Origin of the sequence: Catellatospora sp. KI3, assembly GCF_029948125.1 — a bacterium.
In the GTDB taxonomy this organism is placed as follows: domain Bacteria; phylum Actinomycetota; class Actinomycetes; order Mycobacteriales; family Micromonosporaceae; genus Catellatospora.
Genome location: NZ_JASAMB010000014.1, coordinates 73841 through 89131, shown reverse-complemented (window position 1 = coordinate 89131; position 15291 = coordinate 73841). Strand labels below are relative to the sequence as shown.

The 15291-nt window shown below is 73.0% G+C and carries 15 protein-coding genes; 7 read left to right on the top strand and 8 right to left on the bottom strand.

The annotated features are described in order from the left end of the window. Window positions 1-49 precede the first annotated feature (49 nt). Entirely contained in the window at window positions 50-940 is an 891-nt protein-coding gene (locus tag QEZ54_RS22225) for a hypothetical protein (protein ID WP_281306619.1), read from the bottom strand. 118 nt (window positions 941-1058) lie between these two features. After that, on the bottom strand, window positions 1059-3539 hold the full coding sequence (locus tag QEZ54_RS22220) for a hypothetical protein (protein WP_281306618.1): 2481 nt from the start codon (window positions 3537-3539) through the stop codon (window positions 1059-1061). A gap of 357 nt (window positions 3540-3896) precedes the next feature. On the opposite strand from QEZ54_RS22220, the gene glsA reads away from it, so the two are divergent. Next, window positions 3897-4769 (top strand): glutaminase A, encoded by an 873-nt coding sequence (glsA, locus tag QEZ54_RS22215; protein WP_281306617.1) that lies wholly within the window; start codon window positions 3897-3899, stop codon window positions 4767-4769. A gap of 78 nt (window positions 4770-4847) precedes the next feature. Here glsA and QEZ54_RS22210 read toward each other — a convergent pair whose 3' ends face one another. Together QEZ54_RS22210 and QEZ54_RS22205 are read right to left on the bottom strand one after the other, a co-directional pair. Next, window positions 4848-5324: a macro domain-containing protein gene (locus tag QEZ54_RS22210; protein ID WP_281306616.1), complete on the bottom strand. Its 477-nt coding sequence runs from the start codon at window positions 5322-5324 to the stop codon at window positions 4848-4850. 150 nt (window positions 5325-5474) lie between these two features. Beyond that, window positions 5475-6227 (bottom strand): hypothetical protein, encoded by a 753-nt coding sequence (locus tag QEZ54_RS22205; RefSeq protein ID WP_281306615.1) that lies wholly within the window; start codon window positions 6225-6227, stop codon window positions 5475-5477. Window positions 6228-6408: 181 nt separating this feature from the next. Between QEZ54_RS22205 and QEZ54_RS22200 the strand changes: the two genes are divergently transcribed. The 3 genes from QEZ54_RS22200 to QEZ54_RS22190 all read left to right on the top strand — a co-directional run bounded on the left by QEZ54_RS22200 (window position 6409) and on the right by QEZ54_RS22190 (window position 9241). Next, complete coding sequence (locus QEZ54_RS22200; protein ID WP_281306614.1) at window positions 6409-7467, top strand: alanine racemase; 1059 nt, start codon at window positions 6409-6411, stop codon at window positions 7465-7467. 76 nt (window positions 7468-7543) lie between these two features. Next, entirely contained in the window at window positions 7544-7777 is a 234-nt protein-coding gene (locus QEZ54_RS22195; RefSeq protein ID WP_281306613.1) for a DUF6158 family protein, read from the top strand. Between the two features lie 81 nt (window positions 7778-7858). Then, on the top strand, window positions 7859-9241 hold the full coding sequence (locus tag QEZ54_RS22190) for an exonuclease domain-containing protein (RefSeq protein ID WP_281306612.1): 1383 nt from the start codon (window positions 7859-7861) through the stop codon (window positions 9239-9241). Here the strand turns inward: QEZ54_RS22190 and QEZ54_RS22185 are convergent, their stop codons facing one another. Further along, complete coding sequence (locus QEZ54_RS22185) at window positions 9242-10669, bottom strand: M1 family metallopeptidase (RefSeq protein WP_281306611.1); 1428 nt, start codon at window positions 10667-10669, stop codon at window positions 9242-9244. Between the two features lie 103 nt (window positions 10670-10772). Then, complete coding sequence (locus tag QEZ54_RS22180) at window positions 10773-11750, bottom strand: tyrosine-type recombinase/integrase (protein WP_281306706.1); 978 nt, start codon at window positions 11748-11750, stop codon at window positions 10773-10775. Window positions 11751-11814: 64 nt separating this feature from the next. Here QEZ54_RS22180 and QEZ54_RS22175 point away from each other — a divergent pair, with 64 nt between their 5' ends. The 3 genes from QEZ54_RS22175 (at window position 11815) to QEZ54_RS22165 (ending at window position 14197) form a co-directional block, all read left to right on the top strand. Continuing rightward, a complete protein-coding gene (locus tag QEZ54_RS22175; protein ID WP_281306610.1) occupies window positions 11815-12753 on the top strand; it encodes a ribose-phosphate pyrophosphokinase in 939 nt (312 codons plus the stop codon). Further along, window positions 12750-13220: a hypothetical protein gene (locus QEZ54_RS22170; RefSeq protein ID WP_281306609.1), complete on the top strand. Its 471-nt coding sequence runs from the start codon at window positions 12750-12752 to the stop codon at window positions 13218-13220. Before QEZ54_RS22175 ends, QEZ54_RS22170 begins: the two co-directional genes overlap by 4 nt. Window positions 13221-13306: 86 nt before the next feature. Next, window positions 13307-14197 (top strand): LLM class F420-dependent oxidoreductase, encoded by an 891-nt coding sequence (locus QEZ54_RS22165; RefSeq protein ID WP_281306608.1) that lies wholly within the window; start codon window positions 13307-13309, stop codon window positions 14195-14197. A 126-nt stretch (window positions 14198-14323) separates the two neighbouring features. Here the strand turns inward: QEZ54_RS22165 and QEZ54_RS22160 are convergent, their stop codons facing one another. Further along, window positions 14324-14923: an ATP/GTP-binding protein gene (locus QEZ54_RS22160; RefSeq protein WP_281306607.1), complete on the bottom strand. Its 600-nt coding sequence runs from the start codon at window positions 14921-14923 to the stop codon at window positions 14324-14326. Beyond that, window positions 14904-15287: a DUF742 domain-containing protein gene (locus QEZ54_RS22155; RefSeq protein WP_281306606.1), complete on the bottom strand. Its 384-nt coding sequence runs from the start codon at window positions 15285-15287 to the stop codon at window positions 14904-14906. Before QEZ54_RS22155 ends, QEZ54_RS22160 begins: the two co-directional genes overlap by 20 nt. Between the last annotated feature and the right edge of the window lie 4 nt (window positions 15288-15291).

Below are 15291 nucleotides of genomic sequence, written 5' to 3'. Positions count from 1 at the left end.
TTTCCCCGAAACCGCAGCCACCGGCGGCTACGGCAAGCGGGCGCGCGGGTCAGATCCGGTTGTAGGCGCGCAGCGTGCGCAGTGCGCGGAGGGTCTCGATCCCCCGGTATTCGAGCGTGGACGCCTGCCCCGGCGGCTGCCAGGTGATGGCCCAGCCGCCGTCGTCCTGCTGGTCGCGGGTCAGCCGGTCCAGATGCCCCTCGATCGCGGCGTCGTCGAACAGGGCACGCCACGGGCTGTCCGGGGTCGGGGCCAGATGCAGCGGCGTCACCCCGTACTCCGGGTCGGCGGGGTCGGCGCGGAAGTGGTGGAGCTTGCCGAGCCAGCTGGGGACGTGGGCGGCGACGGCGGCGGCCCGCTCGCGGTCGGGCACGTCCGCGAGGAACTGCACGACCTCCAGCAGGGTGTGCGCGTCCTCGCCGATGCCTGACTCCAGGCCGGCCCAGGTCCACTCGGTGGCCCGGTCCAGCCACGGGTGGACGGCCCCGACGCGGTGCAGTCGCCCGGCCAGGCCGGCCGTCGGGTTCAACCCGGGCACGTATGTCCAGTCCGCCCAGTGCTCAGCGCGCGGGTAGCCCTCCATCACCGGGAAGGCCAGCGGCACCGCGCCGTCGGGGGCGGCCACCGAGCCGAGCCAGTCGCACGCGCCGCCGACCAGCGCGGCCACGCCGGGCTCGGCGTACCAGCCTGGACGCCCGTGGCCGACCGCGAGCAGCACGTCGAGGGCGAACTCCACGTCGATGGGCAGGCTCGCCGGGCAGCGCTTGTCGGGCTCGAGACCGTGCCCGAACCCGCCGTCGGCGTTGCGGTAGGCCCGGACCGCGTCGATCACCCCGGCCGGGTCGTCGCCGTCGAACAGCACCGCGGTGAGGCGCCGCTCCACCAGGCGGCCCTCCCGGTCGAGGAAGGCCCGGCCCGCGCCCAGAACGTCGTCGGTCATGGCCGGATTCTCACACGGCCCACCGACATCGCGGGCGCATCGCCCCGATCGCGGGTCGGAGGCGATGCGCCCGCGGGCGGGGCGGCCGACCGTTGCGGGTCGGCCGCCCCGGGCCTGGCTACGGCAGCTGCTTGCTGCCGTACACCGTGACCTGGTCTGGCCCGGCCAGGATGCAGAGCAGCGAGCACGCCGTGGCCGACGAGGGCGAGGTGACCGACTTCGGCGTCCCCGGCGGGGCGTTCGGCGCCAGGTACGACGCGGTGGCCGTGTTCGTCAGCGGCAGCAGGAGCAGGAACGACGAGCAGTAGATCTGCTTGCTCTCCCCGGCGGCCAGCTTGAACGTGCCCGCCGCGGCGGCGCACCCGGGCGTCACCGGGTCGTTGACGGTCACCGTCTCGGCGCTGACCGGCCCGGCGTTGCTGACGGTGATCCGCCAGTACGCCGTACCGAGGATGCCGAGCAGCCCGGCCGGGCTGGTCTTACCCCACGGCCCGACCCCGCCGGGGCCGCACCGGGTGGCCCGGCTGTCACGGCAGATCTCCTTCTCGATGCTGACGTGCGGGCTGCACGCCGCACCCGCCGCGACTCCGATCTTGACGGTGTTCGAGGTGAGGGCACCGGCGGTGTCGGTGCCGATGGCGGTGTTGTCGACGTTGGTGACGGTGCACGCGGAGTTCACCGTCGTCTGGAAGCACACCTGCGGCGGGTCGCCGATGAACCCGGCGATGAGGTGCGGCTCGTTGCCGTTGCCGAAGTCGTCGACGTTGTTCAGGCGCAGGGCCGCGTCCACGACGATCTTCGGGTACGTCGTGGTCGAGATGCCCGACAGGTCGACGGTGCCGTCGGCGGCGAACCCGACGGTGTCGATGACGGTGCCGTCCGGGGTGCTGATCGTGGCCGAGCTGTTGGCCAGGTCGACGTTGGCCAGCGCGATGTCGTCCAGCCGGGCGTTCTGGTAGTTCTTGACGTGGTCGGTGCCGCCGTCGCAGTAGAAGTCCGGCGTGGCCAGGGTGATCGACGCGCCCGCGTGGAAGCACGGCGACGCCCCGGTGATCGGGTCCTCGGAGAACAGCATCCCCGCGTCGCCGAGGCCGATGAGGCACTGGGTGACCTCGTCGTAGTCGTACCCGTAGTCGCGGGTGACGCCGTTGTTGACGGCCGGGTGGTTGTTGGGGAACGGCATGCCGGTGCAGACCGCCGCGGTGGTCCAGTCGTAGCAGCCGGTGGAGCCGGGCAGCCCGCCGCCCCACAGCGGGAGGTAGCTGCGCAGGTGGCCGTCGGGCGCGGTGATCGTCTCCGGCCGGAAGGTCAGCGCGCCGGCGGGCAGCGCGCCCAGGTTCGGCGCGGCCAGCGCGGAGCCGTCGGTCGCGGCGCAGAACACCTGGTACGGGCTGGACACCATGGGGATGCAGGCCCCGTCGGGCTGGCCCGACGTGGTGTACGACGTGAAGACGCCGTACGTGTACATCGAGGTGTTGCCGAAGGTGCGGTAGGCGGCCCAGCCGTCGCAGGCGGTGGCGGTCGCCGGGTCGAAGCAGCCCAGCGTGGGTGCCGGGCCGCTCTGCGACGAGGAGGCGAACAGCTTGTCGCCGACCAGGGTCAGCGAGCCGAAGAAGTTGCCGTTGGGCCGGTCGGGCAGGATCGCCGCGTACGGCTGGCCCGCGCAGGGGGCCTGCGTGGCCATGGTCAGGCACAGCACCGCCCCGGTGCTGGCCACGCCGTAGAGGTTGCCGCCGTGCTCGACGAACCCGCCCACGCTGTAGGCCTCGGGCGCGGCGCCGTAACCGATGAGCGGGAAGAAGCCGCAGTTGGCGCGGGCGTCCAGGTCGAGGCAGCCGACGCCGATCGAGGCGGCGGTGATGGCGGGGTAGTACAGCGTCCCGGCCCGCTCAGGGTCGAAGACGAACTGCGGTGCCATGCCGCTGGCGATGTCACCGGTGTTGCCGCTGCCCAGCGGGCCGGGTGTGGTGTTGAGCGGCCGCGGCCAGGGGCCGCCCGCGCAGGGCTGCGCGGTCAGCAGGTCGGTGCAGACGACCTTGGGCGAGGCCGCGCCGAGGTGGTGGTAGGTGTTCCACGCCTCGACGGCGCCGCTGTCGGACCGGTACAGCACGGGGGTGAAGCCGTCGCCGCCGGTGGGGGAGGTGATGACCCGTACCGGGGGCAGCAGGATCCGGGTGAGGCTGGTGCCGCCGGGGTTGAGGGCCGGGATGGTCGCGCGCACCGCGACCGTGCCGGCGGCCGGTTCGGTGTTGCCGAAGGTGGTGCCGTCGGTGGACCACTGCCGGGTCCAGTCCGGCGGCACCCGCAGCGAGCCGTTGACGTAGCCGTGCCCGGAGCTGATCGGGTCGGTGACGGTGACCGGGCCGCCGGTGCCGCCGTCGGCGTAGGAGACGGTCCAGTTGAGCAGGTCGCCGTGCGAGGCCGGGTCGGCACCCGGGTGGGTCACGTTCTGCGCGCTCTTGGTCAGGGAGCCGGCCGCCTGCGCGGTGGGGACGCCGGCGGCCGGTCCGGCCGGCGCCAGGGCCAGTGACAGAGCCAGTGACAGAGCCAGCAGCGCGGCGGCGTACGGCCAGTGCCGCAGCCTTGGTGATCGTCGCACGATTGTCGCCTCTTTCCGTCGTGATCCGGCGGTGGCCGCGATCTGAATCGGGTGTGGGAAACCGCCCCGTCCTGCGTGAAGTCGGGGCGGCGACCGTAACCCATCGAGCAATCGCTTTACTTGAATGAGGCGTTGAGCGCGCCGCTCTTTCCCCGGATCGTGTGAATCAAACGCTTCGATTCGTGAGCGAATGGTGAGTGATACGACCATTCACCGAAGTACGGCCGCCGATTCGCGTCCGGGCAAGGGGAGCGCAAGGGTAGGACAAGGGCTTTCCCTGTTTCGGCCCGGCCCGGCGGCCGGACATGCTGGCACCGACCGCGGCAGCGCAGCCGCCCCTTCACCCCGGAGCGCAGCATGGACCTCGACACCGTCGTCGACACCGTGTACGCGGCCGCGCACCTGAGCGCCGCGCCCGACACCGGCCTGGGCATCGCCGTGGCCACCGTCGACGGGCACCTGCACGGTGCGGGGGACTGGTGCGAACCGTTCCCGGTGCAGAGCATCGCCAAGGTGTTCGCCCTCACCCTGGTGCTGTCCCTGGACGGCGACCGGTTGTGGACCCGGGTCGGCCGCCGCCCCTCCAGCCGCCTCTACAACGCGGTCTCCGAACTCGACATCGAGCACGGCATCCCGCGCAATCCGCTGCTCAACGCCGGTGCGCTGGTCGTCGTCGACCGGCTGCTGGAGCTCACCGGGGGCCAGGGCTGCCACCAGGTGCTGGACCTGCTCCGGGTCGAGTCGGCCAACCACGGCATCGAGATGGACCCGGTCACCGTCAAGGACGAGCGCGACCGGTCCGAACGCAACATCGCCATCGCGCACCTGATGGCGGCATACGGCAACCTCAGCCTGCCGGTGGAGGCGGTGCTGGCGCACTACCAGTGGCAGTGCGCCATCGCCGCGAGCTGCCGCGACCTCGCCCTGGCCGGGCTGTACCTGGCGCGGGCCGGGGTGCGGGCCGACGGCCGCCGCCTGCTGAGCCCCGCCGACACCCGGCGGGTCAACGCCACCATGCTCACCTGCGGGGCGTACGACGCCAGCGCCGAGGTCGCACACCGGGTCGGGCTGCCGCTGAAGACGGGGGTGGGGGGAGGGATCCTGGCCGTGGCGCCCCGGGTGGGCACGGTCTGCGTGTGGGGTCCCGGCCTGGATCCCTCCGGCAACTCCGTCACGGGGCTGCTGGCCCTGGAGCACTTCGCCACGCTGACCGGCTGGTCGGTGTTCTGAGACGGCGCCGGCGACCCGGCGCGCGACGCGGGGCGGGTGCCGCCACCTCCGGCCTGGGGGGCGCACCCGCCTTGCCCGTCAATCGTGGTCGTACACCGTCGTGGCGATGCCGCGGGCGCACAGCGTACGCACGATCATCGGTTCGATCCGGTCCCACCTGCCGCCCGCCAGCCCGCAGCCGATCCGCGGCATGTGCACCGAGGCCTCCAGCCGGGCGGCCTGCTCGGCCAGCGTCGCCAGGCAGCGCTCCACCGCCTCGTAGCGGATCGGCGGCCCGTTGCTGCCGGTCTTGATGCCGCGCTGGCCGACCATGTTCGCCACCCACAGGTCCGGGGCGACCTGGACCAGCCGCACCGCGCCGAGCCCGAAGTCGTTGCCCGCCCGCTGGCGGTGCCAGGCCCGGAAGTCGCGCTCCGGCTCCGGCCAGCGCCGGGACACGGCCACCACGAACCCCTTGCCCCAGCCGCCGATGTCGTTGCAGACATGCGCGACCACCTTGGGCCCCTTGGCCTGCGGACTGGTCGCGTCGCCCTTGATGATCGACAACGTGCTCACGGCGGGCAGCATGCCAGCCGGGTACGACACCGGCCAGCGATTTCCTGCCCATCCTCCTAGGATGCCGTAGCGGGTGTGACGCCGCCGAGCCGGAACACGCCGGCGGGCCCGGGACGCGACGCCGCGTCCCGGGCCCGCCGGAAGGTCAGGTCAGCCCGCGTTGCCGAACGCGGTGACCGCGTGGGCCTTGCCGAGCGTGCCGTGGATCGTCACGACCCAGTACTCGCCGGTGTCGAAGTGCGCGTTGTAGACCCAGTGCGGCTCGGGGGAGAGGGTGAGGTCGTAGCCGAAGGGCGGCGGCTCCACCACGATCGAGTCGACGATGGACTGCGAGGCCAGCGTCACCATGCGGGGCTCGTTGCGGTTGACGAACGCGTCGAGGAACTCGCGGGCGTACTTCTCCGGGTCCTTGTGGTACACCGTCAGGTCCAGCTTGAACTCGGTGACCGGGTGGTCGGTGGCCCCGTTGCGCAGCCGGATCACCACGTCGGAGCCGAGCTTGTTGCGGTAGGTGCAGTAGCTCGACCCCATCGCGCCGTCGCAGTTCACGAACGTCCAGTGCCCGTCGATGTTCGGGGTGCCCACCGCGTGCAGCTGCTGGTAGGCGTCGTTCTGCATGAGCGTGTGCAGCTTGGCGGTGTCGCACTTGAGCCAGGCCTTCATCACGTCCAGCGCCGCCCCGTCGCCGCCGGTGGCGGTGCCGCTCATGCCGCAGCCGGAACCGGGGCCCGTACCGGTCGGGGAGGTGCTCGGGCCGGGCTCGGCCGAAGCCGCGGGTTCGGGGGACAGCGTGGTGCCGGCCGTCGCGACCGCGCCGGGGGTGGCGGCGGGCTTGCCGCCGCATCCGGCGGCCAGAACGGCCAGCCCGACGATGATCGCCGTGAGGGTGGCGGGCCTGCGCATGGCGGTTCCTCCAGGAGCTGCTCGGGGGGTGCTGATCTCTTCACGGTAGGCGTGGACGGGGCCGCGCACCTCAGCGCTGGTACGGATCTTTGCCCGGCGTCTGGTCTGCGTACCGGACCGGAGTCCCCCGGTACCGATTCACGCACGGGCGCCGCCGCCCCGGCGGTGGCAGGATGGGCTGGTGCCCGAGCTGCCAACTCCGTACGTCAGCGTCGACGTCGACGTGCTCGACCGCAACATCGCCCGCATGGCGGCCCACGCCGCCGCGCACGGCCTGTCGCTGCGTCCGCACGCCAAGACCCACAAGACCCTGCAGATCGCCAAGCGGCAGGTCGGGGCCGGGGCCACCGGCCTGACCGTGGCCACCGTCGGCGAGGCGGAGATCTTCGCCGCAGCCGGTTTCACCGACCTGTTCCTGGCGTACCCGCTGTGGGTCGACGCCGCGCGCGGCGCCCGGCTGGCGGCGCTGGCCGAGCGCGGCCGGGTCGCGGTGGGGGCGGACTCCGCCGAGAGCGTGCGGGCACTTGCCCAGCACGCGGGCGCCGCGATCGAGGTGATGGTCGAGATCGACTCCGGGCACCACCGCAGCGGCGTCGCGCCGGCCGAGGCCGGGACGGTCGCGGCGGCGGCGCTGCGGGCCGGGCTGCGGGTTCGCGGCGTGTTCACCTTCCCCGGCCACGGGTACGGCCCCGGCCAGCCCCCCACCGCCGCGGCCGACGAGGCGGCGGCCCTGGCCGCGGCCGCCGACGCGCTGCGCGCCGCGGGCGTGCAGCCGCAGGTGGTCAGCGGCGGCTCGACGCCCACGGCCCCGCTCACCGGCTCGGGCGTGACCGAGCTGCGTCCGGGCGTCTACGCCTTCAACGACGCCCAGCAGGTGGAACTCGGCGTCTGCGAGCCGGCGGAGGTGGCGCTGACGGTGACCGCGACGGTGGTCAGCCGCCGCCCGGGGCACGTCATCCTCGACTCGGGCAACAAGGTCCTGGGCGCCGACCGCCCCGCGTGGACCACCGGCTTCGGGCGCCTGGTCGACCTGCCCGAGGCGCGGATCGTCACCGTGTCGGAGCACCACGCGACCGTGGTCCTGCCCGATCCGGCCGACCTGCCGCCGGTCGGCACGCGGGTGCGGGTCATGCCCAACCACGTGTGCGCGGCGGTCAACCTCGCCGACGAGCTCGTGGTCACCTCGGCGGGCCAGGTCGTGGACCGGTGGCGGGTGGCGGCCCGGGGCGCCAACAGCTGATACCGGCCGAACGCCGCGCCGCCGCCCAAACGTCCGGCGCCGATTACCGGTGCCCGGAAGTGGGTAAACGTCTCACATGGAGATCATCGAAGGTATTCCGGCCGACGAACTGGCTGACGAGGATCTGCTGCGAGAGTTGGAGAGCCTGGGGCGGACCCGGGTGCAGACGCTGCGGCACGGCTCCGACGACGCGCTGCACACGCACACCGAGCGCTCCCGGGAGCTGGAGCGCGAATACCTGCGCAGGTTCCCGCAGCGCGAGATCGATCCGCAGCGCACCCGCGACGGTTCCCGCGCCGACCTGGGCTGACCTGCGGGGCCGTGCCTTGATCGCGATTCCGGCCGACCGTCCGATGTCGACGTGTCGTACCGCGACCGCAGACTCTGTGCCATGTTCGATCAGGCACCTGGGCTGTTCGGTTACGGCACGACCGATCCCGACGGCCACCGGCTCCCGCACACCTATGTCGTGATCGATTTGGAGACGACCGGCCTGGCCGACGACGACCGCATCGTCGAGATCGCCATGGCCCGGGTCGAGGACGGGGTCGTCGTCGACGAGTGGGCCACCCTCATCGACCCCGGCCGCGACCCCGGTCCGACGTACCTGCACCACATCTCGGCCGACATGGTGCACGGGGCGCCGACGTTCGCGCAGATGGCGCCGGAGATCCTGGCCCGCCTGGCCGGTGCGGTGGTGGTGGCCCACCACGCGCCGTTCGAGGAGCGGTTCCTGGCCGGGGAGTTCGCGCGGGCGGGCGTGGCGACGCCGGTGATCCCGGCGCTGTGCACGCTGCGCCTGGCCCGCACGGTGCTCGCCTCGCCGAACTACAAGCTGTCGACGTGCTGCGAGATCTCCGGGATCACCCTGTACGACGCGCACACGGCGCTGGGTGACGTGCGGGCGACGGCGATGCTGCTGCCGCGGCTGCTGGCCCAGTCGCCGGGGCTGACCTACCCGGTGCCCGCGGCGGTGGCGCCGCGCCAGCGGACCGCGGTCACGCCCCGCACCCGGGTCACGAACCTGCGTAAGGGCACCGGCGGGTGGATGCGCTCGCTGCTGGCGAAGCTGCCGTACTCGATGGCCGACCACGACCCGGTCGGGGCGCAGCCGTACCTGGACGCGCTGGCCGACGCCCTGGTCGACGGCCGGTTGACCGGCCGCAAGGCCAGGCTCCTGGGCCGGCTGGCGGGGCGGGCCGGGATGGGGGCGACGCAGGTCGCGGCGCTGCACCGGCGGTTCCTGGACGGGCTGCGCGACGCGGCGGTGGCCCAGCCGGAGCTCAGCGCCGACGAGCAGCGGCAGCTGGTGGCCGTGGCGCGGCTGCTGGACCTGCCGGACTACTTCGCCGACCTGGTCACGGTGCCGGTGCAGGCCGGTGCGGCGCGGGCGACCGGCCCGCGGGTGTGGTGCAGTCCGGCGGTGCCCGCGCAGGTGCGCCGCCGGATCGGGCAGGCGGGCTACCGGCTGGCGACCAACCTGACCCGGGGCCTGGCCACGGTGGTGGTGGCCGACGCCGACGCCGACGACCCGCGGGTGCGCCGCGCCCGGGAGCTGGGCCTGTCCGAGGTCGGGGTGGGCGAGCTGGACCGGCTGCTGCCCGCCGAGCCCGCCGACCGGCCGCGGGCGGCGCTGCTGCCCGCCCCGGCGGCGCCGGCGGGCTGGTACACCGATCCCACGGGTCGGCACTACTACCGGTACTGGGACGGCCGGGTCTGGACGGCCCAGGTCAGCCCGGGGGACGGCACCCGGACCAGCGATCCGCTCGGCTGATCACATCGCCGGGCGGCCGGTCTGGTAGAGCCACGCGTCGAAGAAGCCGCCCAGCGGCCGTCCGGCGAGCTTCTCGGCCAGGTTGGTGAAGTCGCCGGTGGTGGCGTTGCCGTCGCGGTGGGCGGTGGCCCAGGTGCGCAGGATGGCGAAGAACGTGTCGTCGCCGACCTGTTCGCGCAGCGCGTGCAGGGTCATCGCGCCGCGCTGGTAGACGCTGTCGGAGAACAGGCCGCCGCGGCCGGGGTCGCCGGGCGGCACCGACCAGATGCGGCTGTCGTCGTGGCGGTAGAGCCGGTCGAACCGCTCGCGTACGGTGCCGTCGCCCTCGTGCTCCTGCCACATCCATTCGGCGTAGGTGGCGAAGCCCTCGTTGAGCCAGATGTCGCGCCACCGGGTCAGCGACACGCTGTCGCCGAACCACTGGTGGGCCAGTTCGTGGGCGACGGTGACGGTGTCGGGGCCGCGCCGGAACGTCGAGGCGGGGTAGATCGGCCGGGTCTGGGTCTCCAGGGCCTCGTCGATGCGCTCGTCGTCGACGACGACGCCGCCGTAGGCGTCGAACGGGTACGGCCCGAACCACTGTGCGAGGAAGTCGGTGATCTCCGGGGTGCGGGCCAGGGCCTGCTGGGCGTCGTCGCCGCGGACGGTGTCGGCGACGGCGGTGACCAGGGGCCTGCCGTCGTGCTCGCCGGTGGTGACGCGGTACTTGCCGATGGCGAGCATCGCCAGGTAGGGCGCCATCGGGGCGGTGACCTCCCAGCGCCAGCCGGTCCAGCCGCCCTTGCTGGAGGTGCCGGCCGGTACGCCGTTGCTGATCGCGGCGAGCCCGTCGGGGACGGTCACCTCGATGGTGTAGTGGGCCTTGTCGCGGGGGTGGTCGTTGACGGGGAACCAGGTGCTGGCCGAGGCGGGTTCGCCCATGGCCACGGCGCCGTCGCGGGTGCGGAAGAATCCGCCGCTGCCGAACCTGCGGTCCTCGATCGGGCTGGGCGTGCCGCCGTACCCGATGGTGGTGACGAACGTCTGCCCGGTGGTGAGGGGCGTGGCGGGGGTGACGACGAGTTCGTCGCCGTCGTGTCCGGTGGTGGCGGCGGTGCCGTCGACGTCGGCTCTGGTCACGGTCAGGCCGTGCAGGTCCAGGTGGAACGCGGTGAGGTCGCGGGCGGTGGTGGCGGTGATGGCGGCGGTGCCGTCGAGGCGGCCGGTGGCCGGGTCGTAGCGGAGGTTGAGGTCGTAGGAGGAGACGTCGTAGCCGCCGTTGCCGGCAGTGGGGAAGTAGTCGTCGCCGAGTCCGGCGGGGTCGAAGCCGGCGGTCTCGGGTGCGGGCAGGCGCGGGTCGGCGGTGAACAGCGGTTTCGTCGCGGGTGAGCCGCAGCCCGCGAGCAGTGCCACGGCTGTGGCTCCCGCCATCCATCTGCGCATCGCCATCGTGCCCTCCCCGTGTGTGGATACCCACGGTAACCGGGCAAATTGGTGCAGATGGTGTGGTCGGCGGGATGACCCGCCGATTCCCAGCCGTTTCCGAGCTTGGTCAGCGGCCGGTGCCGCGGCGGGCACGGGCGGCCCAGATCGCGTACGACGGGTCGCGGTCCAGGTTGTGCCGGTCGCGGTCGTAGCGGCGGGTGGTGCGCGGGTCGGCGTGGCCCATCGCGTCCTGCACGTCCTCCAGCGGCACCCCCTCCGACCGGGCGGTGGTCGCGAACGCGTGCCGCAGCGAGTGCGGCGACAGCTGCGCCGCGCTGGGGATGCCGGCCTGCTCGGCCAGGCGCCGCACCAGCAGGAACACGGCGTGCCGGTCCAGTGGGCGGCCGTGGCGGGTGACGAAGACCGGGCCGCTCAGCTCCTCGGGCGTGACCCCGGCCGCGTCGGCGCGCTGGCGCACGTACCCGTCCAGCGCCGCCGAGGTGCCCGGCGCCAGGGCCCGGCGGCGCGGCTTGCCGCCCTTGCCGGAGAACCGCACGGTGCGGTGCCCGCGCTCGTGCCCCAGGTCGGACAGGTCCAGGCGCACCGCCTCCCCGACCCGCAGGCCCAGGTCGGCCAGCAGCGTGATCAGGGCGAAGCTGCGGGCCGAGTCCGCCTCGGCGGCGCGCAGCAGCGCGTCGACCTCGGCCGGGCTCATCCCGATCGTGGCGGAGTGGTCGCGCGACACCTGGGGCCGGTCGGCGCCGTGCACCGGGTTGGCGGGCACCACGCCGAGCTTGACCAGGAAGTCGTACCAGCTGGACAGGCCCGACATCTTCCGGGCGACGGTGGTCGGCGCCAGCGTCCGGCCGCTGCGCGGGTCCACGGTGCCCTCCAGTGCCCGCGCGTAGTCGTTGACGTGCGTGAACATCGCCCGCAGCGGTTCGACGCCCTGCTCGCCGCACCAGCCCAGGTACGCGGCGACGTCCCGCCGGTACGCCTCGCGGGTGTTGTCCGACAGCCGCCGGTTGTTCAGCCACGCCTCGGTGAAGTCCACATACTCCTGCACCGAGGCGGCCAGCGCCGCCGTCTGCCGGGGCACCACGATCTCACCGCTCACTCCGCCGAGCCTACCGGCCAGTCGCGACACTCGATCATCTACCATGCCACTCGTGCGGGACATCGCGGTCTTCAGTGGCAGTGCTCACCCGGAACTGGCGGCGGAGATCTGCGCCCACCTCGGGGTGCCGCTGCACCCGGTGCGGGTCTCGCGTTTCGCCAACGACTGCCTCGAGGTGCAGCTGGGCGCCAACTGCCGCGAACGCGACGTGTACCTGGTGCAGCCGCTGGTCCCGCCGGTGCAGGAGCACCTGGTCGAACTGCTGCTGATGCTCGACGCGGCCCGGGGCGCCTCGGCGGCCCGGATCACCGTCGTGCTGCCGCACTACGCCTACGCCCGGTCGGACAAGAAGGACGCCCCGCGCATCTCCATCGGCGGCCGCCTGGTCGCCGACCTGCTCAAGACCGCCGGCGCGGACCGGGTGCTGGCGCTGACGCTGCACTCGCCGCAGGTGCACGGCTTCTTCAGCATGCCCGTGGACCACCTGCACGCGCTGCGCGAACTGGCCACCCACTTCAGCCAGTACGACCTCACCGACACGGTCGTGGTCTCACCCGACCTGGGCAACGCCAAGGAGGCGGCCGCGTTCGCGCGGCTGCTCGGCACGCCGGTGGCGGCGGGGGCCAAGCAGCGCTACAGCGACGACCGGGTGCAGATCAGCGCCGTGATCGGCGACGTCGCGGGCAAGCACGTGATCGTGCTCGACGACGAGATCGCCAAGGGCAGCACTGTCATCGAGCTGATGGAGCACCTGCGCGGCCTGGACGTCCAGTCGATCCGGCTGGCGTGCACGCACGGGCTGTTCTCCAGCGGGGCCCTGGACCGGCTCAGCGGGCAGCCTGGGGTGCTGGAGATCGTGTGCACGAACTCGGTGCCGATCGCGGCCGACAAGCGCGTACCGAAGCTGAAGGTCCTGTCCGTCGCCCCGGCGCTGGCCGAGGCGATGCGCCGCATCCACAACGGCGAGTCGGTCAGCGCCCTGTTCGCGTGAGCGTCGAGCTGGTCGCCGGACACGGGGTCAGGATCGAGGGCTGGCCGGACCTGACGTACGGCATGCCCGTCGACGAGGTGCATGCCCTGGTCGAGCGGCGGACGGCGCTGCACCGCCGGGGGTGGGTCTGCGGGCTCGCCTGGACGCGGGGCTGGGACCTCGGCGGGGTGAGCGTCCGGGCCGGTGGCGGCCCGGACGGGCTCACCTCCACCTTCGACGTCGACCGGCGGACGGTGTTCCAGCACGCGGGACGGGAAGGCCTGGCAGCCCATCAGCCGGTCGTGTTCGCGGGTGTGGACGTGTTCGGCTGGGACGCCGGCGAGGTCGTGGAGTGCCTGCGCGCCGACGGCCACTACGTGTCGGCGGGGCGGCAGATCGTACGGGTCGGCGCCGAGTTGTGCCTGTTCCGCTGGCAGCAGTCCATCGCCCCTTTCACCACCGCGTCGCTCACCCTGCCCCGGTCTTAGGCGGGCATCGGCCAGCACGCGGCAGGCCGCGACGGTACGGTGACCTCGGCGACCGCGTATCGGCGACACGGCAAGGGGGACGGCGCATGCGGCTGGGTGTACACATCGTCAACTTCGACTTCCCGGGCGGCGCCCCGGCGATCGGGCCGACACTGGCGCGGGCCGGGCAGGCCGCGGAGGCGGCCGGGGTGGACAACATCTCGGTGATGGACCACTACCTGCAGATGGAGGGCATGGGGCTGGGGGAGCCGGACGCGCCGATGCTGGAGGGCTACACCACGCTGGGGTTCCTGGCCGGGCAGACCCGCACCGTCGAGCTGCAACTGCTGGTCACCGGCGTCACGTACCGGCATCCGGGCCTGCTCGCGAAGATCGTGACCACGCTGGACGTCCTGTCGGGCGGCCGGGCCGCGCTCGGCATCGGCGCCGCCTGGTACGACCGCGAGCACGCCGCCTTCGGCGTACCGTTCCCCCCTCTGCGCGAGCGGTTCGAGCGGCTGGAGGAGACGCTGCAGATCGTCCGCCAGATGTGGAGCGAGGACACCGGGCCGTTCCAGGGCAGGCACTACCGCCTCGCCGAGACGGTCAACTCGCCGCAGCCGCTGTCGCGCCCCCACCCGCCCATCATGATCGGCGGCATGGGTGAGAAGAAGACCCTGCGCCTGGTCGCGAAGTACGCCGACGCCTGCAACCTGTTCGCCGGGCCGCAGGCCGGACCCGACGTGATCGCGGCCAAGCTCGCCGTCCTGGCCGCCCACTGCGCCAGCGAGGGAACCGACTACGCCCGCATCCGCAAGACCATCACCTGGGCCCCGTTCACTCCGGACGCGGACTCCACCCCGCAGTTCCTGCGGCAGATGGCGGCCTTCGCCGAGGTCGGCGTCGACCAGGTGCATCTGATGCCGTCCGGCACCGACCCGGTCGGCTACATCGAAGCCCTCGGCAGGCACGTCGTACCCGCGCTGCGCGACCTGTGAACCGCGGGCAGCTCGCTGTGGTCGAGGATGGCGCCTGCGGCTGCGCGCTGTGCGGGGACGACCTGCCCGCGCGACCGACAGGGTCTCCAGTTCCGCGATCCGCTCGCCGGAGACCCAGCTGTCGTCTCAGGGGCCGGTGAGGACGTGCTCGACCAGGCGGATGAGGACCTCTTTGGAGGAGTCGCGGCGGCGGGCGTCGCACAGCAGCACCGGCACGTCCGGCTCCAGGTTCAGCGCCAGCCGTACGTCGCCGGTGGTGTACCGCTGCCCGTCTTCGAAGCAGTTGACCGCCACCACGAACGGCGTCATCCGGTCCTCGAAGTAGCCGATGCTGGCCCAGCTGTCCTTCAGCCGCCGGGTGTCGGCCAGCACGACCGCCCCGAGCGCCCCGAGCGCCAGCTCGTCCCACACGAACGAGAACCGCTCCTGCCCGGGGGTGCCGAACAGGTACAGCACCAGGTCGTCGCTGATGGTGATCCGGCCGAAGTCCATCGCCACGGTGGTGGTGTCCTTGGCCTCGACGCCGGACAGGTCGTCGACGCCGACGCTGGCATCGGTGAGGACCTCCTCGGTGCGCAGCGGCAGGATCTCGCTGACCGAGCCGACCATCGTGGTCTTGCCGACCCCGAAGTGCCCCGCGATGAGGATCTTCACGGCGGTGGGCAGGGTGAGGACCGCGGTGTCGGCCGCGGTGCCGGTGGAGGTGTCAGAGCGCGCGGAGTCCATGGATGACCGCCTCGAGCAGGGGCCGGTTCGGCGGGGCGAGCTCCGGCGCGGGTGATCTGGTGGTGATGAGCTGCTGGTCGAGCAGGTCGCCCAGCAGCACTTTCACGGTTCCTGACGGCAGGTCCAGGCGGGCGGCCAGCTCGGCCACCGACACCGGAAGCCGGCAGCAGCGCAGGATCTGCGCCGCCTCGGGGGACGTGCCGTCGTGGGCCGCGGGTGAGCGCAGCGCCAGCACGATGGAGATCAGGTCGAACGCGCCCCGCACCGGGCGGGTGCGGCCGGAGGTCATGGCGTACGGCCGGACGGTCGGTCCGGCGTCCTCCTGGGCCCACCCGCCCGCGGCGGCGGCGCTGCGCTCGTCCATCCGC